Origin of the sequence: Geobacillus lituanicus (assembly GCF_050994965.1) — a bacterium.
Taxonomy (GTDB): domain Bacteria; phylum Bacillota; class Bacilli; order Bacillales; family Anoxybacillaceae; genus Geobacillus; species Geobacillus stearothermophilus.
This window is the reverse complement of record NZ_CP194773.1, coordinates 823,571-846,271: the sequence shown is the minus strand read 5'-3', so window position 1 is coordinate 846,271 and position 22,701 is coordinate 823,571. Positions and strand designations below refer to the sequence as shown.

Sequence of the window (22,701 nt, the reverse complement as noted above, 5' to 3'; positions counted from 1 at the left end):
TCATCGCTATGTTTGCCTTCCATATTATTGAAAAAGAACTGTGCGGCCTGACGGCATTTCCGCGCCGGAATGCCTTCTCAGTCCGTTCAAGCCGGTTCCTGTCTTTACCTTGCCTGGGAACCGGCTTTTTGCATGTCAGGAAAGGGGGGAAACGAATGGCGGGAGCGCTTGATGGCGTGCGCGTCCTTGACTTGTCGCGCGTATTGGCGGGCCCGTATGCGACGATGATTTTAGGCGATTTAGGGGCCGATGTCATCAAAATCGAAGCGCCGGGCGGGTCGGACGACACCCGGTTTTGGGGGCCGCCGTTCCAAAATGGGATGAGCGCCTACTACACGGCCGTCAACCGCAACAAGCGAAGTGTAACCGTCGATCTAAAAACAGAACAAGGGCGGGAAACCGTTCGCCGTCTGGCGGAGACAGCCGATGTCGTCATCCACAATTTCAAAACCGGGACGATGGACAAATGGGGGCTTGACTATGAAGCGCTGTCCCGCCTCAACCCGCGCCTCATCTACTGCTCGATCACCGGGTTCGGCGAAACCGGTCCGCTCGCTTCGCTTCCCGGCTACGACTACATCATTCAGGCGATGAGCGGCTGGATGAGCATCAACGGCACCGCGGACACCGGCCCGCTCAAAGTGGGAGTGGCCGTCACCGACGTGTTTACAGGGTTGTATGCGGCCATCGCCGTCGAAGCGGCGCTTTTGGCTCGTGAAAAAACGGGGCGCGGACAAAAAATTGATTTATCGCTCTTTGACTGCGCTGTCAGTGCATTGGTGAATGTGGCGGCGAACTACTTAATGTCAGGTGACATTCCGCAGCCGCTTGGCAATGAGCATCCGAACATCGTTCCGTATTCAACGTACGAGGCAAGCGACGGTCCGATCGTCATCGCCGTCGGCAATGACCGGCAATTTCAGGCGCTTTGCTCGCTATTGTCCGACCGCTCGATCGGGTCTGACCCGCGTTTTCAGACAAACCCAGGCCGCGTCGCCCATCGGGACGAACTAAACCGGCGGCTGAATGAAGAAATCAAGCGGCGGACGCGCGCCGAATGGCAGCGCCTTCTCGCTGAAAAAGGGATCCCGTGCGGCCCGGTGCAAACGATGGACGAACTGTTTCGCCATCCGCAAACCGACGCGCGTCATATGACGGTCACCATGCACCACCCAACCGTCGGTCCGCTGAAACTTGTCGCCAGCCCGCTCAAGCTGTCTGGGACACCGGTCTCCTACCGGCTGCCGCCGCCGCTCGCCGGCGAACATAACAACGAAGCCGAAACCAGGTGGCAAAACGATCCAGAAGCCGAAGGCAACGATAACGAATCGCCATAACCAACGCGAAGACAAAGTTTCTGGAAACGGCCGGCTGAACGCCCGCCAGTGCACTGGCATGCAATGGCAACCGCCTTTACACAACAACGGATGCATAGGGGGATGGAAACGATGATGAACTTCGACTTTACACCGGAACAAGAAATGCTCCGGCAAACGGTGCGCAAATTCGTCGACAAAGAGATCATGCCGTATATCAAAGAATGGGACGAACGCGGCGAATTCGACCGCAACATTTTCAAACGGCTCGCCGAGCTCAATTTAATGGGAGTGTGCATCCCGGAAGAATACGGCGGCATGGGCATGGACTACAACTCGCTCGCCATCGTCTGCGAAGAGCTTGAGCGCGGCGATACGGCGTTTCGCACCGCCGTGTCGGTCCACACCGGGCTTAATAGCCTCACTCTTTTGCAATGGGGAACTGAGGAACAAAAACAAAAATACCTTATCCCGCAAGCCCGCGGGGAAAAAATCGGCGCGTTCGGCCTCACTGAACCAAACGCCGGCTCGGACGTCGCTTCGATCCAGACGACCGCTGTCCGCGATGGCGATGACTATATTTTAAACGGACAAAAAACGTGGATTTCCCTCTCTGATATCGCTGACCACTTCCTTGTGTTCGCCTATACGGACAAATCGAAAAAACATCGCGGTATTTCCGCCTTTATCGTCGAACGGACGATGCCCGGCTTTTCGTCGCGCCCGATCAAAGGGAAGCTTGGCATTCGTTCCGGAAACACTGGCGAGCTGTTTTTCGACAACGTCCGCGTCCCGAAAGAAAACTTGCTCGGGGAAGAAGGCGAAGGATTCAAAATCGCCATGTCCGCGCTTGACAACGGCCGTTTCACCGTCGCCGCCGGCGCCGTCGGCCTCATTATGGCGTGCTTGGAAGCCAGCGTCAAATACTGCCATGAACGAAAAACGTTCGGCAAAGAAATCGGCCGCCATCAGCTCGTCCAGCAAATGATCGCCCGTATGGAAGCCGGCCTGCAAATCAGCCGCCTGCTCGTGTACAAAGTCGGCTTTTTGAAAAACGAAGGCCGCCGCTGCACGCGGGAAACATCGCTCGCCAAATGGATCGCCTGCGATTACGCCAACAAAGCGGCTGACGATGCGGTCCAAATCCACGGCGCCTACGGCTACTCGAACGAATATCCGGTCGAGCGCTACTTGCGCAATTCGAAAGCGCCGGTCATTTACGAAGGAACACGGGAAATTCATACGATCATGCAGGCCGAATATGTGCTCGGTTACCGCCAAGACAAACCGTTGCGCAAAACGCTGCCGGCATGGCGGCCAGCTGAAAACTGAATCACGAACGAAATCATGGGGGGCCAAACCGCTGACCCGCACCAAAACGCCGCTGCCCCCCATCAACCGATGAGGGGGCAGCGGCTTATGGCTCTTTCTCCTCCATTTTGCAATATTGTTTGTACAAATCTTTCAGCGCCGCGCACAGAGCAGAATGGGCTTTCCCTAAATACCCTTCGTCAAGCTCCGCCAACAGCTCGTCAATGCCGTCGCGCAGTGAATGGCCGCGCAGCAGCCGGGCGACATAATCGCGCCCGTGTTCAGTAGCCAGTGTGCATGATGCCTCCACGATCACCCCGTACTTTTTATCAATTTCCGCCGTAATCGTCAGCGTATCGTAAAGGCTTTTGGCCGCCATTCCGGCCGGCAGCCGCGCATGGCCGGCGATAAACTGCGTTTTCATCCGCTTTCCCTCTTTCCTCGTCTTTCTTGTTGCTGTTATACCAACTATTATCTTGTTTCGCGGCGTACATCCATTTTCCCTGCCTCGTTTGGCAGGCAGCAAAAAAAAGCCGCCCGCCAAGCAAACTCGGCAAGCGGCAAATCGTTGCTTTTTAGCGCTTCTGCCTTGATGCAAGACGGCCTGCCTCCCAGTTCACCCACGCCCCGCTGTCTGGGTCAATCGAGGCGAGACGGAGCCAACCGTTTTGCACTTTGCGACGAAACTCTTCATTTCTGTCGAGCAGCTGCTCGATATAATAGGACGGCGCTTCGATGATGACAAGCAACCGAAGCGGAGCATGAAACAGTTCGCGATCGGACGCGGCGACCGACTGCCATGGCAAGCCGGCTAACAAGTCGCTCCCGTTCCCTTGCATGACGCCGATGCCGCCGGTCACCGTCTGGGTCGTTTTATCGCCGCTCCCGTAGTAGTGCGGTGCGACTGTTGAAGCGTAATATTGCAAGTTAATCCATTGTCCGACGGTCGCCGGCCCGGCGATAATGCCGGCGAGCGCCTCACCGGTCGGATCTTCGCGCCAATCGTAGCTATGCAAAAACACCCGGCCGTTTAAGTCCTTTCCTTTTGTCAACTTGCGGCGGCCGATCAAGAACGCAGCGTTCCGGGCCAATCCCCATTCTGGACGGATCTCGCTCCAATCAATGGCGCGCCGTTGCGCTTCCGCCACCGGATCGCGCGGCGTCTGTCCGACATGGGGGAGCTTTGCCATCCGCTCAGCGTTCGCACGGCGGCTCGCTTCGCCAAGCGCCTGCTTCAGCTGTCGAAACGCCGCCTCAGCCACTGCGGGCAACGGCGGCACATCAAGCCAGCGGACTTCATCGACGGTCGTAATATGTTCCGCAGCGACAAACACCGTTTCATCCGGAATGTTGATCCCTTCAGCCGCCAGTCCAGCGCGCACTTCCGGCAAGTTGGCCAACGCGGCGAATACGCGGGCGTTGAACGCCCCGGCCGCACCGCCGCACGCCCCGCAATCGAGCGCCGAAGCGTACGGGTTGTTGGCCGTCTCGCTTTCATGGCCGCAAACAACCACAAGCGGAGCGAACGAAGACGTCAAGCCAATGTTGACGAGCAGCTGCTTCACGTATTGCACTTGTTCCTCGGTTGTAAAGCCGATCGGCAGTCCAGACGATTCATCCTTTCCATGGCGGTGGAGCGACAAGTCCGTCTTCGGCTTATGTTCGGCTGCCGCTTCCGCCTGGCGGACGACCCGGCCAGCCCAAGCCGGCGCGGCGCTGCGGGCGAAGGTATGAAGGCCGAGCCATGGTCCGCTCATTTCCGGAAGCAATAAGCCGGCCAACATATGCTGTTTGATCTTTTTAAACGTCTGGCCGACAAAGCGGAATGCATCGCGCCGGCGACGGTACGGACGCGCCGCTTCCAAAGCGGCGGTTTCGTTGATTTCATGCTGCGGCGCGACGATCGCCGGGCATGACGGGTGAGCGTCATCGCTGTCAAGTGCGCGCGTTTGAATCGGCAAGCCGAAAAAGCCGGCGCAGCCATACGTTTCAAACGGTCCGGCCGCTTCCAAATGGCGGCGGAACGGCTCGGAACGGACATCGATGCAAAACAATAGCTGCGCTGCCGCCTTCTTCGTCTCATCCATCGGCTGATGCGCCAATACCGCTTCTTTCAATTTCGCTTCATACGTATCTTCCCACGCTTCAAGCCAAAGATGACACCGGTCAATTCGCCAAAACCGATCGATAAACGCCAACCGGGCGCGCTGCTCTTTGCCGGACAGGTTCCGCCAGTCTTCCAGCGTCATCCCTCCCCAATGCAGCCAAGCGGCCAACAGTGAAAGAGCAGCGCCGATGTCCGCATGATCCTCCCGTTCAAGCGGCAAATATGGCGCCACAAGCGTCCATTCAAGCGACAGACGGACCGCCAAATAGTCAATCAATCCCCGCAATTCGTCGCCCGTCCGGCGCGACTGCCATACAACCATGCCAGCCCAGCCGGGCAACGCCAACAAATGCGCCTCCAAGTAAGCGGCGGTCTCTTCCTCCTGTACGCCAAGCTTCATCAACGCTTGACGCAGCGCCTCTTCCCCGTCGTGCGGCCAATCGGCAAGCCGCTTCCGTTCCTCTTTCGAGAGCGCCGGGTCGGCGGCGATGAGCCGGCGCCATGCTCCGTAAAACCCCAGCTCACGATGTGGAAGCGCCCATGGCGCCGTGTTCGAACCATAAAACAGTTTGCACCATTTGACGGTTTGTTGGTCAAGGCGTTGGCTTACGCCGTGCAACGCGGCGCCCGCCGTCCGAACAGCCGCCGGACGCCATGCCGCCGCATGCGCCAGCTCCGCCAGTTCCGGCAGACGAAGCGCCTCGTTGGGCACCGTCTCATTCCAAAGGAGGGCGCGGCACATTCGCTCTGCTTCTTGGCGCCGCACCGGGAGCGGCTTGTTGTCAAGCCAACGCTGCAGCCGCCGCTCGACGAATACAAGGTCAATCTCCCCTTTTGCCATCGCCGCATGGAAAACCGCCATCGGCGGATACAAATCAATTCCATGCGCCTGCTGCAGGCGGTCGGCTGCGTCGGCAAACGTCTGCTCTTCAAGCCCCATCCACGGATGGCGGGCGATAAAGGCGGAAATCGGCCAAAGCGGCGCAACCGCCTTTGCCGCTTCGCTGACAAGCATAGCAAGCGGGCGGGCTTCTGCGCCGGTGGGCTTCGATTCCCCCGTTAGCCGTTCAAGCGGCATTGCACTTTTACTCATGAGCCATTCCCTCCTTCAGATAGGATGCCAAATAACGGGGATGCGCCTCCATAGCCGCTGGGCGCGGCTCCCCGAGATGAACGAGATGCATATACACCCGAACGGCAAGCGCCGATGTGCGCCGGTTTGCCAGCCAGGCAGCGGTCAATGCCGCCATCGCAAACAAGACGCCTACTGTCCATTCAAACGCGGCAGGCGGCACAAAAACCGTCGCTTCCCCCTGGCCGAGCAGCGTCAAAAACTGATGGCGCACCGTTTCCGAACCAAACGCCAACACAGCCACCGCCGCCAGGCCCATCCAGCGGCCTTCGCGGAAATCGGCCAGCCGTCCCCAAGCGACCGCCGCCGAGGCCCCAAGCAAAAGCGCGCTCAGCAGGCGGGCCTGTTCATTCGGGGAAGCGAACCAAAAAGACACCCCAAGCAGCACGCCAAGGAGAAGACCTCCCTGCCATGACCCGCTTCCTCGTTGGAATCCCGGCCGGCCGATCCTCGGAACAACCGAACCGGACTGCAGAAAAAGCGTCGCTTTAAACAGCCCGTGCAGCACCAAATGCACGACCGCCGCCCCGTAAGCGCCGAGGGCGCATTGCACAAGCATGACACCCATTTGCGCCATCGTGGACGCGACCAGCTGGCGTTTATAGTCCGCCTGCACCAAACTAATGCCCATACCAATCAAAATCGAGCAAAAGGAGATCACAAACAATGCGATATGCGCCCCCGTCCCGCTAAAGAGCGGGGAAAAGCGCCAAAGCAACAGCCCGCCGGCATTGACGAGCCCCGCATGCATCACCGCCGACACCGGCGTCGGCGTCACCGCCGATTCCATCAGCCAACGATGGAACGGCCATTGTCCAGCCGGGATAATGGCGGCCAAAATAAGCAGTCCGTTCATCACCGCCTTCTCCCAGGCGTCTAGGCGGGCAAGGCGCTCCGCCGACAGCGCAGAAGCAAGCTGCCATTCGCCGGCCGCCGTTCCGAGCCAGACGGCAGCGATGACGACGGCCAGCCAACTCAGGCTGAACACGACCGCCATTTGCCGGGCGACAAACTGCGCCGGCCTCCATTCTTTTTTCAATGCCGTTAACGCCACAAGGCCCATCAATGGAAGCCCCCAGCAGACGGCAACGAGGCGCATGTCGCCGCTTGCCCATGTCAGAGAAGCGGCCGACACCGTCCACGTCAACAAGGAAAAATAGCGCCGGTAAGCGCGGTCGCCATGCAAATAGCGAACGGCAAACCGTTGAATCGCCCAACTGAGAAGTGAAATATAGACGGCCACCAACCAACTGACCGCATCAAACCGCCACGGCCCGGCCTCTGCGTTGCCGGCGCCGATCCATCCGGCGGCAGCCGCCGCTCCCGGAAGAAGCAACAGCCAGACGTGCACATGCACATACCGCTCCGGCATGCGCGGATGCAGCCATGCGGCTGCGCTGATGAAAACGATGGCCACTGCGGCGAGCCATCCCCATATGAACCAGTGTGCTGCCATCACATTCTCCTCCCCTCGTCCTTTGTCTTCGTTCGGGAGAAAAAGAAAAAACCGGCTATGTCAATCAGGCAACGCGACCAAAAAGGCCGTCCCATTGCCTATCGATTGCCATAGCCGGTTTACCTTCAACCAATCGCCAACCGATTGTTTGAAGATCTCCCGTTCCTTATCGTAGTGAGGCAGGCATCCGTCGGTTTCCCTTCAACGAACCTAAACGACGTTTATGTAGGTTTTTTGAAGGACTCCCGACCTTATCGTTTCCATTTGATTCTATATTCACTATACAAAAGTTGTTTTAATTATACAACAACTTTGTCAACATTTCATCCATGAATTTATTTTGCAAGCTGCTTTTCTAAATCGTTGAACAGCTTGAAGACGATAATCCGCTCGCCCGTTCGGGTGCTTAAATCCGTATGGAAGCTCTTCACCTTCTCGCCGGTGATTTCAAAAATCATTTCTTTCAAGTCATCGACTCCAGACTCCACTAAACTCGTCCGCGACCGCTTTACCGATAACATTCCTTCTTTTGATTCGCAAAGCGCGTACTCGGCGGGCGTCAGGATGCCGTGCAACGAAACGATGATCATATCGCGCAAAATATCGGTTTTCACCGATACCGAACCGCGGCCAAGAAAATCTTTTTCCCATTTTGTCAATGCTTTGCTGATTTCCGATTCAATCGAACCTTTTGATTTGCCCATGCCTCGATCCCCCTTCAGCCAAACCGCGGCCTCCCCGCCGCCAGCCGTTTCATTGCACTGATAAACATAATTATAACGATAATCGAAAGGGGACGCTAGACAAAATCAACGGAAACGAAAAGCGAAAGCGGGTTCAATCCGCTTCCGCCCGCAATGGTTCAGCGTTGGCGGCAACGGAGCGTCCGCAGCCGATTGAGCGCCGCCGCCAGCTCGAATCGGCGCGGGCGGGCAAGTTCACCCGGATGCCCTTTTCGGAACGAAACGGAGCCCAAGCCTTGGCGATCCCATTGTTCTTCGATCGCATCGAGCAGTTGGCGGACGGTTTTCTTTCCGTCGAACCATCCTTTTCGTTCCATATACAGCAGCGCCGCGGCAATCGCCCGCGTTTGGCTGTCATCGACCAGCTGCTCAAGCGCATAAAGCAATAGATCGGTTTGCCCGTATTGAATGACGTGCCGTCCGCGCGCGACCGCTTTTTCTTTTTTTCCTTTTTGGCTGTTTAAACTCCCAGGCAGCGGAATGCGCTCATGAATGCAGCCGAACGACTCGCCGCCTTCCGCTTTCCGTCCCGACGGCATCTGCAAGGCGATTTGTTTTGCCTCTGCCGTCACATCAAACGGGACGTACTGCTCCATTTTGATCACGCAATCCGCGATATCCAAGTAATCCCCCAATCCGCCGACGACAAGAACGGTCGAAATGCCGTAATCGCGAAATAGTTGACGCGCCTTGTCGATATACGGCGTGATTGGTTCGGCATCTTTCGCCACAAGCGCCTGCATGCGTGCATCGCGGACGAGCAAATTCGTCGCGCTCGTATCTTCATCAATCAAAAACGCCGATGCCCCCGCTTCAATCATTTCGATCATGCTCGCGGCCTGTGAGGTGCTGCCGCTCGCGTTTTCCGTCGAAAACTGTTTCGTCTCTTTTCCATACGGCAGCGTGCCAATGAGCGGGGAAATGTCAACACTGGCGACGCTCCGGCCGTCTTCGGCGCGAATTTTCACCGCCCCGCTGTCCGTGATGACAAACTCCCGCCCGTCGCCGGCGACATGATCATACACGCCGTGCTCCAGCGCCTGCAGCAGCGTCGATTTGCCGTGGTAGCCGCCGCCGACAATCAGCGTAATCCCTTTGCGGATGCCCATGCCTTTGATCGGTTCAGCGCGATGCGGAACGGGGATCGCAATCTCCAGCTCTGGCGGACTTTGAAACGGCACCGCTCCACGTTGCAGCGGCTTGTCGCTCACTCCGCTCTCCCGCGGCAAAACCGCACCGTTCGCGACAAACGCCACCAATCCGTGTTCACGCAAATAGCGGCGAATGGCGTGCTGCTGATCGGCAAGCTCGACTGCCGCACGAATATCCTCCTCCCGAAGGCCGTACACCGCCCGCTCGATGACGGATGGAATTTGCTCGAAAAAGATGGCCTCGGCTTCTTTCGCCAAAATGCGACGCCCGTTCGCCGGCAACCCGACCGACAAACAGACAGTGACCGTCTCGTCCGTCACTTGCACTGCTGTCCGCTCGAGCACCTTCTGCTCCGGGGCATCGATCAAGACGAGTCCGCTTTTTCCCGATCCACGCGCCCGCAGCGGCCATTGCCGCAATTCACGATGGACGCGGCGCGCGAGCACGTCTTCGCAGCGAACGCGGCGCGGTTTCGTATTCGTCCACTCCGCTGCCAACGCCGTTTTCGCCCGCGGCATGATCACGCGGACCTTGGACGGCTCAGCGAACGGATCGCCTTGCACGTGGTCAATCGCGAGCGTAAACAGTGGAAACGAATACGTCCCTTCGATCGTTTTATACGCTTTATATCCCTTTTGATCAATGGATCGCAGCCGTTGTCTGAGCGTTTCCATGAAACCAGCTCCTTTTCCTCTTCATTCGTTTCCTCAACATACCCGAGTATGGCAAGACAACCTATATTGCCATTTTGAACTGTTCACTCATTGCATTGCAACAACGATCCAATCTCCGTTTCCGACACAGGTTGCCTCCAAAAATACCCTTGCCCTCCGTTGCACCCCATTTCCTTTAATATTTGAATTTGCTTCTCATTTTCAATTCCTTCTGCAACGACATCGATCGACAATTGATGAGCCATCGTGATCACAGCAGCCACAATGGCTTGGTCATCAGCGGATTGCGGTAAGTTTTTGATAAACGAACGATCGATTTTTAAACGGTCCACTTTTAACTTCTTTATATATCCTAATGAACTATATCCTACGCCAAAATCATCAATCGCCAGTTTAACGCCTGCCTCTTTTAACTGGCTTATGTTTTCGTACACGACCGCACTATCTTGCATCATAATATGTTCAGTCACTTCAAATTCCCATCGACATGGATCATCTCCATTGCTTTCAATAATGGAAAGGAGCCGTTTAGCCATGCCTGGTATTTGGAAATGGGAAGCAGACAGGTTGATGGATAAATCCGCTTCGACCCCCCCCTCTTTGTTTCCACATTTTCCTGTGCCGGCATGCCGTAGACAGCACCCACTCATCGAGTTTTGGCATCAATCCTATTTTTTCAGCTAAAGGAATAAACTGATCCGGGCGGATCCATCCAAGCTCTGAATTATACCAACGAATCAGCGCTTCTAGGCGAATCAGTTCCCCAGTGAACAAATCGTACTGCGGCTGATAATACAGAATAAATTCATCTCTTTCGATAGCACGATGCAAATGGCTTTCGAATATCGTTTCCCTAATTAAGCGCTGATTGATCGTTCGATGATAAAATTGATAAAATTTTCCTTCCTCTTTCGCATGATACAGGGCCATGTCCGCATTGCCGAGCAACGTGTTTAAATCTTCTCCATCAAAAGGAAAAACGCTGATTCCGATATTGGCGGAGAGAATAAACTCTCTTCCTTCAATCTCCAATGGTCGGGCCAACATTTGTTGGATTGTCCGCACATACGCAAGGATAGACTGATAATTCACCCGCGGCGCCACAGCGACAAACTCATCACCGCCCACGCGAGTCAAAAACAGCTTTTGATCTAATACTGTTCGAAAACGAGCAGCCATTTGTTTCAACACTTCGTCTCCCACCGAATGCCCCAATGAATCATTAATGTTTTTAAACCGCGCTAAATCAATAAAATAAACGGCCAGCAGTCGTTCCTCCTCTTTCGTCTCTTTCAGCAATTTAGAAAACTGCTCTCTTAAAAAACGGCGATTGGGAAGGCCCGTCAAATCATCATGGTTGGCCATATATTTGATTTGCTCTTCATACTGTTTCAAACGGGTAATATCCGTTCGAATCGACACGTATTGATACGGCTTTCCTCGTTCATCCAAAAAGGGGACAATGGTAGACTGAACCCAGTAGTAACTCCCGTCTTTCGCTTTATTTTTGATCTCTCCCCTCCATATCTTCCCTGTCCCGATGGTTTTCCACATATGTTTAAAAAATTCTCGGCTATGGTAGCCTGAATTGACAATGCGATGGGTGTTTCCAATCAGTTCCTCACGGCTATATTGTGAGATGCGGCAGAAAGCCTCATTCACATATGTAATTTTTCCCGTCTGGTCGGTAATCACAACAATCGTCGATTCATCCAACGCTTTTTGAATTGACTCTAATTTTCTTAATGTATGTTGCAGTTTGGATTCTAGATCTTTTAACTCTTCCGGAAGAGAAGGCATACCATTCACCTCATTGTACTTTGAATTCTTATGCTCCAAATTTTAATGATAACGTATGACCATTTCAATGGCATAGCGCTGAAATACGTCATCGTCCTAAATGGTGTTGCATGAAACGCTTCTGTTTGAAAACATTGCTTTCCAATCGCTGACGCGATGCCGCACAGAAAGGATTCGATTGTGCACTGGGGAATAGGCAACATCATCAAAGGCAGACATCCATCGAGTAGGAGGGGGCGGCTAACCCCCGTCCCCTCACACCACCTAGCATGCGGGTCCGCACTAGGCGGTTCGTCAACCTTGACGGAGTTCGAAATATCGTTGCATCAAACTAAGGAAGATTCGTTTCACCTTTACCGCTGAACCAAACTGCCCTCAGTAAAAAAGAGCCGCAAAGCCCCCCTTCATTATGTCCCGCAAAACGTCCGGTACGGGCGGTCAGACGGCGGCGGCAGTTCCGCGTATTTCTCTTGCTCCGGCGAGTAGGCGTACGGGTCGGAAAGAGCTTGAAGGAGACGATTCATCACGCTGTAATCGCCGCCGTTGACCGCGGCGGCCAACGCCTCTTCAACCCGATGGTTGCGCGGAATGACCGCCGGATTATGGCGGCGCATCCGCTCATACGCTTCTTCCCTTGACGCCGATTCTTGGCTGAGCCTTGTTTGCCAGCGCTCATGCCACTCGCGGAACTCCGAAGCTTCAAAGAGCGTCATTCCCGTATACTCGCCTAACGTCAACGCCCGGAACGTGTTCGTATAATCAGCGCGATGCAGCTCCATCAGCCGCAATAAATCCGCAATCAGCTCCTGATCCCCTTCCTGCTCCTCGGCAAGGCCGAGCTTCGCCCGCATTCCGGAAAGCCAATGGCGATGGTACTGCTTCGGATACTCATCAAGCGCCTCTTGAGCAAGCGCAATCGCTTTGTCTTCATCGGCATCGAACAGCGGCAACAAGCTTTCCGCAAACCTTGCCAAATTCCAGCCCCCGATATACGGCTGGTTTCCGTATGCATACCGTCCTTGCGTATCAATCGAGCTGAACACCGTCGCGGGGTCATACGTATCCATGAATGCACACGGCCCGTAGTCGATCGTTTCCCCGCTGATCGTCATATTGTCGGTGTTCATCACCCCGTGGACGAACCCGACAAGCTGCCATTTCGCGATCAATGCCGCTTGCCGTGCGATGACTTGTTCGAGCAAAAACAAATAGCGGTTCTCAGCTTCCTCAAAACCGGGAAAATGGCGCCAGAGCGCGTAGTCAGCCAGCGCGCGCAGCTCCTCGGCCGTTCCCCATTGCGCCGCGTATTGGAACGTCCCGACACGCAAATGACTTGAGGCGACGCGGGCCAACACCGCCCCAGGCAATTCCGTCTCCCTCACAATCGTCTCTCCCGTTGTGACGACCGCCAGACTTCGCGTCGTCGGGATGCCAAGCGCGTGCATCGCCTCGCTCACGATGTACTCCCGCAGCATCGGCCCAAGCGCCGCCCGCCCATCGCCGCCGCGCGAATACGGCGTCCGGCCCGAACCTTTCAGCTGAATGTCCACCCGCTCCCCGCTTGGCGTGATGTGCTCGCCAAGCAGCACCGCCCGTCCATCGCCAAGCATCGTAAAGTACCCGAACTGATGCCCCGCATACGCCTGCGCCAGCGGCTCCGCCCCGTTCGGAATTTGGTTTCCGGCGAACACCGCCACTCCCTCTTCGCTTCGCAACGCTTCCTCATTCAACCCAAGCTCCGCGGCCAGCGGACGATTCAACACCGCGAGCTTCGGCGCGCGCACCGGCGTGGGGAGAACACGGCTGAAAAAGCGCTCTGGCAGCCTTGCATAACTGTTGTCGAACTTCCATCCTGCGTCCAACATCGTCATCTCCTTTGCGGCCAACGCCTGTTCTTTTACGTTTTATTGTACAGCAAGACAGCCGGCATCATAAATCGAAAACGTGCTGTCTTCAACCAAAACCGCTTGCCTTCCTTCGGCGAAAACCGCCATCTTTTCTCTTTCCTTCCCGTTCCGTTTCTCCTATAATGGCCCTAAGGAGGTGAAACAAATGGAAGAGAACATGATCATTCAAGCCGTGCTCCACGCGCTCGAACAGCATTCTGACAAAATCGGCTCGAAAATGCAGGAAATGGAGCAACGACTGCATCATGAAATGCAAACGATGGAACAGCGACTTCACCATGAAATGCAAACAATGGAGCAACGACTCCGCGGCGAGATGCAGGAAATGGGACAACAGCTGCGCAATGAGATGCAAGAAATGGGGCAGCAGCTGCGGTCGGAAATCCACGCTGTTGAAACTCGGCTTGAGGCCAAAATCGACGCCCTTCGCGAAGAAATGCATCAGATAAACCAACAACTGAATGAGCGAATCGACCGCTTAGAAGAAGAACTGACAGACACACAAACCTCGGTCGAAGTGTTGACAACGAAAGTGCTCCATCACGACCGAAAACTTCGCCAATTGGCCAAGCAAGCGTAACTCCTCTTTCGCCGATCAACCCAAATGTCCCGATCCACCGCAAACGAAAACCGCTCCCGTTTTATCATTCTTCTTGGTCTTCGCTTTACGCCGAGCAAACGGAGCGGTTTTCACGTTCACAGAGCAGCTATTCCTGATCCAAAAATGAATCGCGTTCGACCTCGCACATTCTCCATGCACCGCGCTTGCGCCGCCACCTCCGCCTGCTTGCTTCGTTTTTCCGCCATCTGTTCGGCTTCGCGATGTTCGCGGGCAAATTGCTCTTTCAGCGCATACTGGCGCTCAAGCAGCTGCCGCACCCGCTCGACTTCTTGTTCACATTGGCGCAAATAGTGATTGAGAAGCGCAATCGGATTTTTCTTTTCTTTTTCGTCAAGCCATTCATGAACATCGGCTTCAATGATCGTTTTCAAGCGAGAAAATACACTCACCGTTGATCCGCTCCCTTTCCATCATTTAATAATGCTTCTGCAGCTCCGCCAAAAGAGCGGCTGTGCTGCTTGGCTTCACCGCCAAGCTTCACTCACCGCTCCTGCGAAAAGGTTTGCTATAGGGAATTTTACTTTGGTATTGGCAAACGTTTATTGTACGTAGAAAAGATCCAGTTTGTGTCTACCCTTTCAACGTGGTTTTTGCTACCGCTTCCACATGCGCCGTATGCGGAAACATGTCAACCGGCTGGATGTAGTCGACGCGGTATTGGGCCGCCAAGGCGTCGAGGTCGCGGGCGAGGCTCGATGGGTTGCACGAGACGTAGACGACCGTTTTCGGACGGACGTGGAGAATCGTTTCAAGCAACGCCCGGTCGCAGCCGACGCGGGGTGGGTCGACGATGATGACGTCCGGCTTCCAGCCTTCGTTCACCCATTTTGGCAGCCAATATTCCGCTTTGCCGACGACATAGTGCGTGTTGGTGAAACCATGCTTTTTGGCGTTGTTTTGCGCGTCTTCAATCGCTTCGGGGATCGTATCCATGCCGCGCACTTCTTTCGCATCGCGGGCGAGCCACAGCCCGATCGTGCCGACGCCGCAGTAGGCGTCAACGATCCGCTCCGTTCCGGTGAGGGCGGCCGCTTTTTTCACTTCGTCGTACAGCTTGACCGTTTGAATCGGGTTGAGCTGGAAAAAGGCACGCGCCGACAGTTCAAATGACAAGTCGCCGAGCGTTTCTTGAATGTATTCGTCGCCGGCGAGCACTTCGGTTTCGTTGCCAAAAATGAGCGACGTTTTTTCGCCGTTGATGTTTTGCACGATTGATTTCACTTCCGGAAGGCGGCGGCGAATTTCGTCAATGAGCAGCTGTTTGCGCGGAATGTCTTTTGTCGCTGTCACCAGCACAAGCTGGATGTCGCCCGTATGGAAGCCGACACGGACGACGATCGTCCGCACGACGCCCGTTCTCGTCCGCTCGTTGTAAATCGGGATGCGCAAGTCTTGCAAAATCGTCTTCACGATGTTCGTCACGCGCGTCGTTTGCGGATGCTGGATGCGGCATTCCGATAGGTCGACGAGTCGGTGGGAGTCAAGGCCGTACAGCCCGGCGAGCACCTTCCCTCTTTTCATCCCGACTTGAAATTGGCTTTTGTTTCGGTATTGCCACGGGTCGGCCATGCCGATCGTCGGGCGGATGTCGAGTTTGTCGACATCGAGGCGGCGGGCGTGGCGGCGCAATGCTTGGATGACGATGTCGCGTTTGGCTTCAAGCTGCGCTTCGTACGATAAGTGCTGGAGCTGGCAGCCGCCGCACTGATCATAGAGCGGGCATGGCGGCTTGATACGGTTTGGCGAGCGCTTGCGGATGCGCTTGATTTTCGCCTCGGCGTAGGTTGGATGGATGTCCGTCGCTTCGACGACGACTTCTTCCCCCGGCAACGCGCCGGGGACGAAGACGACTTGTTTTTGGAAATAGCCGACCCCTTCGCCGTTAATGCCGATCCGTTGAATGGTCACAGGAAATTGGTCGCCTTTTTTGATTTTGATGTTCGTTTGTTGCTTTGCCATATCGGTCCCTCTCATTCAATGCTTCGCCACAAATAAAGCGCCGCATAGCTGGCGTACGGTTTCCACCGCTCGCCGAGCGCCGCCATCTCTTTTGCGGTCGGCCGCTTCGGAAGCCCGAATTGTTTTTCAACCGCCCGCTGCAAGCCGATATCCGCCGGCGGGAAGACGTTTGGACGGCCAAGGCCAAAGAGAAGGAAGTTTTGCACCGTCCACGGGCCGATGCCGCGCACAGCCGTCAGCCGCTCCATCACCTCGCCGTCTTCCATCTGCTTAAGTTCATCAAGCCGCAGCTTTCCGTCAGCGATGAGACGCGACACATCGACGATATATTCCGCTTTCCGCCCGCTCAGCTGCAAGGCGCGCACATCCTCGTACGAACGGGCGGCCACTTCTTCCGGGCGCGGGTAAAACCAAACGCCATCCACTTCTGTTCCGAACGTTTTCACAAACCGCTCCGTCAGCCGATAGCCGACTTTGAGATGAAGTTGCTGATGGATCAAACATTTGATGAGGCAAAAATATAGATCAAAATCGAGCACAAGCGGCATTCCTTCATACTCGGCAAACAGCGGCGCCAGGTCAGTGCGGCGGAAATGCTCGTGAATGGGCCCGAGCGGCGTCCGCCATTGAAACAGATGCGAAATCCGCTCCATCACCTCGTCTTGCCGCTCGGGAAAAGGAGCTGAAACGACAAATCTCGGGTCATCTTTTGTGCCGACGCCTTCCACCGTTACGGGCACGAAACAGCCGTCGAGGGCGATCGGCACGGTGATGCGCTGCCGTTCCCGATCCACGGCCAACAGCGGGTCGAGCGAAAGCCGCTCAAGGGCATGGGCGAAATCGTACGGCGCCGGCACAGTGATCGTTCGTTTCCACATCGTTCTCACCTTTCTCATTTGTCCGTGCCCCTATTATAACGAAAAACGCCCCGTCGAACCAACTTGTTGGCAGGACGAGGCAGCGGCATATGGTTCGGTTGACAGAACGAGGCGGGTTTTCGAATGGTCCAACACACAACGTTTCGTACCGCTTTTGTGCTCAAGTGATGAAAGCGGCTTATGGGCGAAACAGCCACGGATGGAGTCCCATCTTTTTCGCCATCAATTCATCTAAGCTGGCAAACGTATACCCTTGTTTGCGCAAGTCGTCGATCACCTTCGGCAGCGCGTCGGCGTTGTCTTTCGATACGGAGTGCAGCAACAAAATCGCGCCTGGGTGAATTTGTTTCATGATTTGGTCATAGGCATATTGCCAGCCGCGCTGGCGGTCGGTTTGCCAGTCGACGAACGCCAGCGACCAAAAGACGTGGTAATAGCCGAGCTCGCGGGCGAGAGATAACGTCCGTTCGCTGAAAATGCCGCGCGGCGGGCGAAGGTACATCATCCCTTTTTGTCCGGTCAACTCTTCTGTCTTTTCCTTGACTTTTTCCAACTCTTCGCGCACCCGCTCATCGCTGGCGGTCGTTAAATCGGGATGGTGCCACGAATGGTTGCCGATGATATGTCCTTCGGCAGCCATTCGTTTCACTAAATCAGGCGCGGTTTGCAAATAATGGCCGGTGACAAAAAAGGCGGCCGGCACATGTTTTTCTTTCAAGATGTCCAAAATTTGCGCCGTATAGCCGTTTTCATAGCCGTTGTCAAACGTCAAGTAAATCGTTTTTTCACTCGTATCGCCTAAATAAAACGCGTCATATTTGGCAAGCAGCTCATCGAGCTCTTTTCCCGCCGACGGGGGCTCGTGGTTTTCGCTCCGCTTGAATCCCCAATGGATCGCTTGATTGCTTGCGGCAAACGCAGAAGCGGGAAAAAGCGCAATCGCTAAAACGAGAGAAATAAGCCATCTCATGCCTGGTTCCTCCTTGGCCGCCGTCTTTTCCTCTTTTTTATTGTTTTCGCCCTCAGCTGCTTTACGCACGCCATTTTTTGCAAAAAAAAGACCCCAAAAGCGGATGCTTTTGGGGAGTCACGCTGCCAATCGTTTCTTCACGTTTATTTGAACACCGGCTCTTTGAACTGGGCCAGCTTTTCAAGCGACGATTTTTCCACATCTTCATGCAAGCTGTTGCCGTGCGAGTCCATCGTGACAACAGCAGTGAAGTTTTCGACGCGCAAATGCCACATCGCTTCTGGAATGCCGAATTCGAGCAAGTCCACACCTTCAACGGCCTTAATACAGTCCGCGTAATATTGCGCCGCGCCGCCGATGGCGTTTAAGTACACGCCGCCGTGTTCTTTTAACGCTTGCAGCGTCTTTGCGCCCATGCCGCCTTTGCCGATGACAGCACGGACGCCGAATTTTTTCATAATGTCGCCTTGATACGGCTCTTCGCGGATGCTGGTCGTCGGGCCGGCGGCTTTGGCGTGCCAGCGGCCGTCTTCGTCTTTTAGCATGACCGGGCCGCAATGGTAAATGATTTGCCCGTTCAAATCGACGGGGGCATCGTGATCCATCAAATATTTATGAATGGCGTCGCGGCCGGTGTAAATGACGCCGCTGATGCGGACGACGTCGCCGACGCGGAGCTTCCGCACTTGTTCCTCGGACAGCGGCGGAACGAGATCGATGACGCGCGCCTCTCCTTGTTCAAGCGCCGCGGCCGCTTCCGCTTTTTCCAACTCTTTTGCAAAATCGACGTCTTCGCCGTCTTGGTACAGCCATTCGATGATCTCACCGGTGGCCGGATCGATTTTCACGCCCATGCGGCGAAACGCCCAGCAGTTGTAGGCGACGGAGACGAAGAAGCTCGCCGGGATGCGATGCATGACGCCGATTTTACAGCCAAGCAGCGTCGATTCGCCGCCAAAGCCCATCGTGCCGATGCCGAGCTTGTTGGCGTTTTCCATAATGTATTCTTCCAGCTGGCGCAATTCTTCAATCGGGTTGACGTCATCAACCGGACGGAACAGCTGTTCTTTGGCGAGCTCATAGCCGGATGAGCGGTCGCCGCCGATGCCGACGCCGATGAAGCCGGCGCTGCACCCTTGCCCTTGCGCCTGATACACCGCATGCAAAATGCATTTGCGGATGCCGTCCAAATCGCGGCCGGCGCGGCCGAGCCCTTCGAGTTCACACGGCAGGCTGTATTGGATGTTTTTGTTTTCACAGCCGCCGCCTTTTAAAATAAGGCGAACGTCAATGTAATCGTTTTCCCACTGTTCAAATTTAATGACCGGCACGCCTTCCCCTAAGTTATCGCCGCTGTTTTTGCCGGTGAGCGAATCGACCGAGTTCGGGCGCAGTTTGCCATTTTTCGTCGCTTCGACAATGGCAGCCCGGATCGCTTTTTTCATTTCGATTTGGTTGACGCCGACCGGCACTTTGATTTTAAACGTCGGCAAGCCCGTATCTTGGCAAATCGGCGATACGTTTTCGTCCGCCATTTGAATGTTGCCAACGATTGTATCCAATGCCATCGCCGCCCGCGTGCCGGCGTTTTCGCGCGCTTTCGCCCGAGCGATCGCTCGACGGACGTCCTTCGGCAGCTTCGTCGACGTCTCGACGATCAAGTCGTACATGCTTTGCTGGAACTTTTCCATTTGTCTAAACGCCCCTTCCCCTGTTCATCGTGCATAGGCAGTTGTCCTTATCTTTTTCTATTATACTCCGTTTCTCGCTGTTGTGTAAAAAATCTTTCTTTTCCATCTCATGATGGCTCCTTTCTCATCATACGAATGGGGTAGAGGCAAAACAGCTAAAACGATTGACAAGGGCTGCTAAGGCGGCTAATAATGAACGATGGAACTTTTTTATAGAGAGAGGAGAAAGCGATGCGTTCATCCGCCATGCCGGCCATTACGCCGGCGTACGATCCGTGGGAGGCGTACGTTGATCTAGAAGAGTATGGAAAGTTGGAACTGACGAACGTCGAGTTTACGACAACGACGCTTTGCAATATGCGCTGTGAACATTGCGCCGTCGGCTATACGTTGACAGCGAAAGATCCCGAGGCGCTGCCGCTTGAGTTGTTGCTCCGCCGGCTTGAAGAAATTCCGCATTTACGCTCATTAAGCATCACCGGCGGCGAGCCGATGCTGTCATTAAAATCGGTTGAACAATACGTCGTTCCGCTTCTCCGCTATGCACATGAGCGCGGGGTGCGAACGCAGCTGAATTCGAATTTGACGCTTGACTTGTCCCGCTACGAAAAAGTGATTCCGTATTTGGATGTGCTCCATATCTCCCACAACTGGGGGACAATCGACGATTTCATCGACGGTGGATTCGCTATGATGGAGCGGAAACCGACGCGCGCCCAACGCGAGAAATACTTCCAGCGCATGCTTGACAATGCAAAAGCGCTGGCCAATGCCGGCGTGATGGTATCGGCGGAAACGATGCTCAACAAGCGGACCGTCCGCCATTTGGAAACGATCCATCGCCAAGTCGTTGAGGAAATGGGCTGCCGGCGCCATGAAATTCACCCGATGTACCCAAGCGATTTTGCCAGCGCCTTAGAGACGCTAAGTCTCGATGAGCTGCGCGCGGCGATCCACCATTTGCTTGACATTCGCGATGAAAACGTCTGGATGTTGTTTGGCACGCTGCCATTTTACCCGTGCAGCGACAATGAAGACGATCTTCGCCTATTAAAGCGGCTGTATGAAAGCAAAAACGTCACCGTCCGCAACGACCCTGACGGCCGTTCGCGGCTTAATGTCAACATTTTCACCGGCGATGTCATCGTCACCGATTTCGGCGATGAACCGCCGCTTGGCAACATCGTCCGCGATTCATTGCCGGATGTGTATAACCGATGGCGGCGCTCGAAACTCGCCAATGAACTTCTTTGCCACTGCCCGGCCGCGCGCTGCTTAGGGCCCAATGTGCTCGTCAAGCAGACGTATTACCGCGGCGTCGATTTTACAAAACGGGCGGCGCGCATCGCCCGATAAACAGCAACGCCGCAGAGGCAAGCGCATCATCGGCCATGCGCATAAAAAAGAGGAGGCCCAAAACGCGCCTGCTTTTTGGGCCCGACTCCATAGCCATCAAGTTAAGAAAACAGGAATAAATATATGCCTGATTTGACCATCCTTTTGAAGACCTCATAATGTCTTAGAAAGGGTGGTTTTTTTGAAGACGTCCTTATCTCTCCGAGAAGAATGGCATTGTTTTTTAGACGGATTAAGAAGCGTGTTATCGTGCGAAGAACTTGAACATATGGCCCGAGATCATCAATTTATTCAACGAAAGGGGAAATTACGCGCCCATGATTTTGTGGCACTTTGCACATTTCTCCAGGAAGGAGGCGGTCAAAAATCATTGGTGCAGCTTTGCAGTGCTCTAGCTCTCAAGCAAAACACCTTTCTGAGTGCGGAAGGGCTCAATCAACGGTTTAATGAAAAAGCGGTGAGTTTCCTCAAAGCGGTGTTTGAAAAACTGCTCATTCATCAGACTCAGGAAGCCCGTCACTTATGTCAAAGACATTCGCTGTTTCGCCGGATTCGCATTCTCGATTCCACGTCGTTTCAACTGCCTCCTGAAATCCGGGGGATTTACGAGGGATGTACGGGGCCTGGGGTGAAAATTCAGCTAGAATATGAATGGCTAGAAGGGAAGTTTCTCCATGCGGATGTCGAAGATGCCCGTCATCACGACGCCGCCTACGGAGCGTCCCTTCTATCGACCATCCAAGAGGGAGACCTTTGTTTGAAAGACTTAGGCTATTTTTCGCTTGAGGGATTGCAAGCCATTCATGACGCCGGAGCCTTTTATATTTCCCGGCTCAAACACAATGTAGGGATTTACCAAAAAGAAGGAGACCGATTTCGAAAATGGGAACCAGAGGATTTCCTTGCGGTGTTACAACCCGGAGAAACCATGGAACTGGAACATGCGTATGTCAGTGGAAAGAAAGTTCATCAACCGCGGCTCATTGTGTATCGGCTGACCGAAGAACAGGAGCGACAGAAGGAAGGACAATGGAAACAGAAGGCGAAACGAAAAGGGGCCGCGTACGTGACGCGACGCCCCCACTCAATATATGTATATATCACCAATATTCCAGCGATTTATACCTCTTTGCACGACATTCATACGCTGTATTCTCTTCGCTGGCAAATTGAAGTGGTATTTAAGACATGGAAATCCCTGTTTCACATTCATCGATTCAAACCGATGAAAGGGGCTCGCTTTCAGTGCCACCTGTATGGAACGTTGATTGCCTTATTGATCAGCTCCACTGTCATGTTTAAAATGCGGGAATGGCTCTATCGAAAACAGAAAAAGGAATTGAGCGAATATAAGGCGATGAGTATGATCAAGGAGTTCGGTATGGATTTCTTTCAAGCCTTATGGTGTTCTGAGGCGTTAGTTGTCCAACTCCTTTTAAAACTGTGTGACATCATCGCTCAACACGGAAAAAAATCAAGGCGTTATACAAAAAAGAGCGCTTTAGACATTATCGAGAGTTTGGTCATCATGCCGGTGTCATAAGAAATTCCCGCCTCATATACCATGAAAAAAACCTTCTATAGGGAAGGTGTATTTGGCATGCCTATCTTTATATATTCTCACGGT

The 22,701-nt window shown here is 54.5% G+C and carries 17 protein-coding genes and 1 pseudogene; 5 read left to right on the top strand and 13 right to left on the bottom strand.

Translation table 11 applies throughout. The features are described 5' to 3' along the window. The first annotated feature begins 155 nt into the window (after nt 1–155). Nucleotides 156–1,337 (top strand): CaiB/BaiF CoA transferase family protein, encoded by a 1,182-nt coding sequence (locus tag ACR1UW_RS04170; protein WP_015373961.1) that lies wholly within the window; start codon nt 156–158, stop codon nt 1,335–1,337. 111 nt (nt 1,338–1,448) lie between these two features. Continuing rightward, nucleotides 1,449–2,648 carry an acyl-CoA dehydrogenase family protein gene (locus ACR1UW_RS04165; RefSeq protein ID WP_033009908.1) on the top strand — a complete coding sequence of 400 codons (1,200 nt, stop codon included), beginning with the start codon at nt 1,449–1,451 and terminating at the stop codon, nt 2,646–2,648. 85 nt (nt 2,649–2,733) lie between these two features. On the opposite strand, the gene ACR1UW_RS04160 is transcribed toward ACR1UW_RS04165, so the two are convergent. The 8 genes from ACR1UW_RS04160 to ACR1UW_RS04125 all read right to left on the bottom strand — a co-directional run bounded on the left by ACR1UW_RS04160 (nt 2,734) and on the right by ACR1UW_RS04125 (nt 13,556). Further along, nucleotides 2,734–3,051: a DUF3870 domain-containing protein gene (locus ACR1UW_RS04160; protein WP_033005473.1), complete on the bottom strand. Its 318-nt coding sequence runs from the start codon at nt 3,049–3,051 to the stop codon at nt 2,734–2,736. A 151-nt stretch (nt 3,052–3,202) separates the two neighbouring features. Beyond that, the gene (locus ACR1UW_RS04155) at nt 3,203–5,827 is read right to left on the bottom strand and encodes a DUF2309 domain-containing protein (RefSeq protein ID WP_498934671.1); all 2,625 of its coding nucleotides are present in this window, start codon (nt 5,825–5,827) and stop codon (nt 3,203–3,205) included. After that, nucleotides 5,820–7,322 carry an NADH dehydrogenase subunit 5 gene (locus ACR1UW_RS04150; RefSeq protein ID WP_498934669.1) on the bottom strand — a complete coding sequence of 501 codons (1,503 nt, stop codon included), beginning with the start codon at nt 7,320–7,322 and terminating at the stop codon, nt 5,820–5,822. The genes ACR1UW_RS04155 and ACR1UW_RS04150 overlap by 8 nt, the downstream gene beginning before the upstream one ends. 335 nt (nt 7,323–7,657) lie before the next feature. Beyond that, nucleotides 7,658–8,026 carry a Na-translocating system protein MpsC family protein gene (locus tag ACR1UW_RS04145; protein ID WP_020754892.1) on the bottom strand — a complete coding sequence of 123 codons (369 nt, stop codon included), beginning with the start codon at nt 8,024–8,026 and terminating at the stop codon, nt 7,658–7,660. A gap of 158 nt (nt 8,027–8,184) precedes the next feature. Then, complete coding sequence (locus tag ACR1UW_RS04140; RefSeq protein ID WP_193443350.1) at nt 8,185–9,891, bottom strand: ABC-ATPase domain-containing protein; 1,707 nt, start codon at nt 9,889–9,891, stop codon at nt 8,185–8,187. An 83-nt stretch (nt 9,892–9,974) separates the two neighbouring features. Then, a complete protein-coding gene (locus ACR1UW_RS04135; protein ID WP_250637082.1) occupies nt 9,975–10,427 on the bottom strand; it encodes an EAL domain-containing protein in 453 nt (150 codons plus the stop codon). Then, complete coding sequence (locus ACR1UW_RS04130) at nt 10,420–11,691, bottom strand: putative bifunctional diguanylate cyclase/phosphodiesterase (RefSeq protein WP_498934665.1); 1,272 nt, start codon at nt 11,689–11,691, stop codon at nt 10,420–10,422. Before ACR1UW_RS04130 ends, ACR1UW_RS04135 begins: the two co-directional genes overlap by 8 nt. Nucleotides 11,692–12,098: 407 nt before the next feature. Then, nucleotides 12,099–13,556: a protein adenylyltransferase SelO gene (locus ACR1UW_RS04125; RefSeq protein ID WP_498934663.1), complete on the bottom strand. Its 1,458-nt coding sequence runs from the start codon at nt 13,554–13,556 to the stop codon at nt 12,099–12,101. Between the two features lie 187 nt (nt 13,557–13,743). On the opposite strand from ACR1UW_RS04125, the gene ACR1UW_RS04120 reads away from it, so the two are divergent. Then, the gene (locus tag ACR1UW_RS04120; protein ID WP_498934661.1) at nt 13,744–14,178 is read left to right on the top strand and encodes a DUF1640 domain-containing protein; all 435 of its coding nucleotides are present in this window, start codon (nt 13,744–13,746) and stop codon (nt 14,176–14,178) included. 170 nt (nt 14,179–14,348) lie between these two features. On the opposite strand, the pseudogene ACR1UW_RS04115 reads toward ACR1UW_RS04120, so the two are convergent. From ACR1UW_RS04115 to ACR1UW_RS04095, 5 genes and pseudogenes are all read right to left on the bottom strand, one after another. Further along, a pseudogene (locus ACR1UW_RS04115) lies at nt 14,349–14,609 on the bottom strand (PspA/IM30 family protein); the annotation flags it as partial. Between the two features lie 181 nt (nt 14,610–14,790). After that, complete coding sequence (rlmD, locus tag ACR1UW_RS04110) at nt 14,791–16,194, bottom strand: 23S rRNA (uracil(1939)-C(5))-methyltransferase RlmD (protein WP_498934659.1); 1,404 nt, start codon at nt 16,192–16,194, stop codon at nt 14,791–14,793. Beyond that, a complete protein-coding gene (locus ACR1UW_RS04105; protein WP_237421029.1) occupies nt 16,191–17,057 on the bottom strand; it encodes a DNA-3-methyladenine glycosylase family protein in 867 nt (288 codons plus the stop codon). Before ACR1UW_RS04105 ends, rlmD begins: the two co-directional genes overlap by 4 nt. A gap of 178 nt (nt 17,058–17,235) precedes the next feature. After that, a complete protein-coding gene (gene pdaA / locus ACR1UW_RS04100; RefSeq protein WP_050368757.1) occupies nt 17,236–18,027 on the bottom strand; it encodes a delta-lactam-biosynthetic de-N-acetylase in 792 nt (263 codons plus the stop codon). Nucleotides 18,028–18,170: 143 nt separating this feature from the next. Beyond that, the gene (locus ACR1UW_RS04095) at nt 18,171–19,718 is read right to left on the bottom strand and encodes a fumarate hydratase (protein ID WP_498934657.1); all 1,548 of its coding nucleotides are present in this window, start codon (nt 19,716–19,718) and stop codon (nt 18,171–18,173) included. 231 nt (nt 19,719–19,949) lie between these two features. On the opposite strand from ACR1UW_RS04095, the gene yfkAB reads away from it, so the two are divergent. Continuing rightward, the gene (gene yfkAB / locus ACR1UW_RS04090; protein ID WP_047817778.1) at nt 19,950–21,074 is read left to right on the top strand and encodes a radical SAM/CxCxxxxC motif protein YfkAB; all 1,125 of its coding nucleotides are present in this window, start codon (nt 19,950–19,952) and stop codon (nt 21,072–21,074) included. A 181-nt stretch (nt 21,075–21,255) separates the two neighbouring features. Then, nucleotides 21,256–22,617, top strand: coding sequence for an IS4 family transposase (locus ACR1UW_RS04085; protein WP_429902050.1), 1,362 nt, complete (start codon nt 21,256–21,258; stop codon nt 22,615–22,617). Nucleotides 22,618–22,701 lie beyond the last annotated feature (84 nt).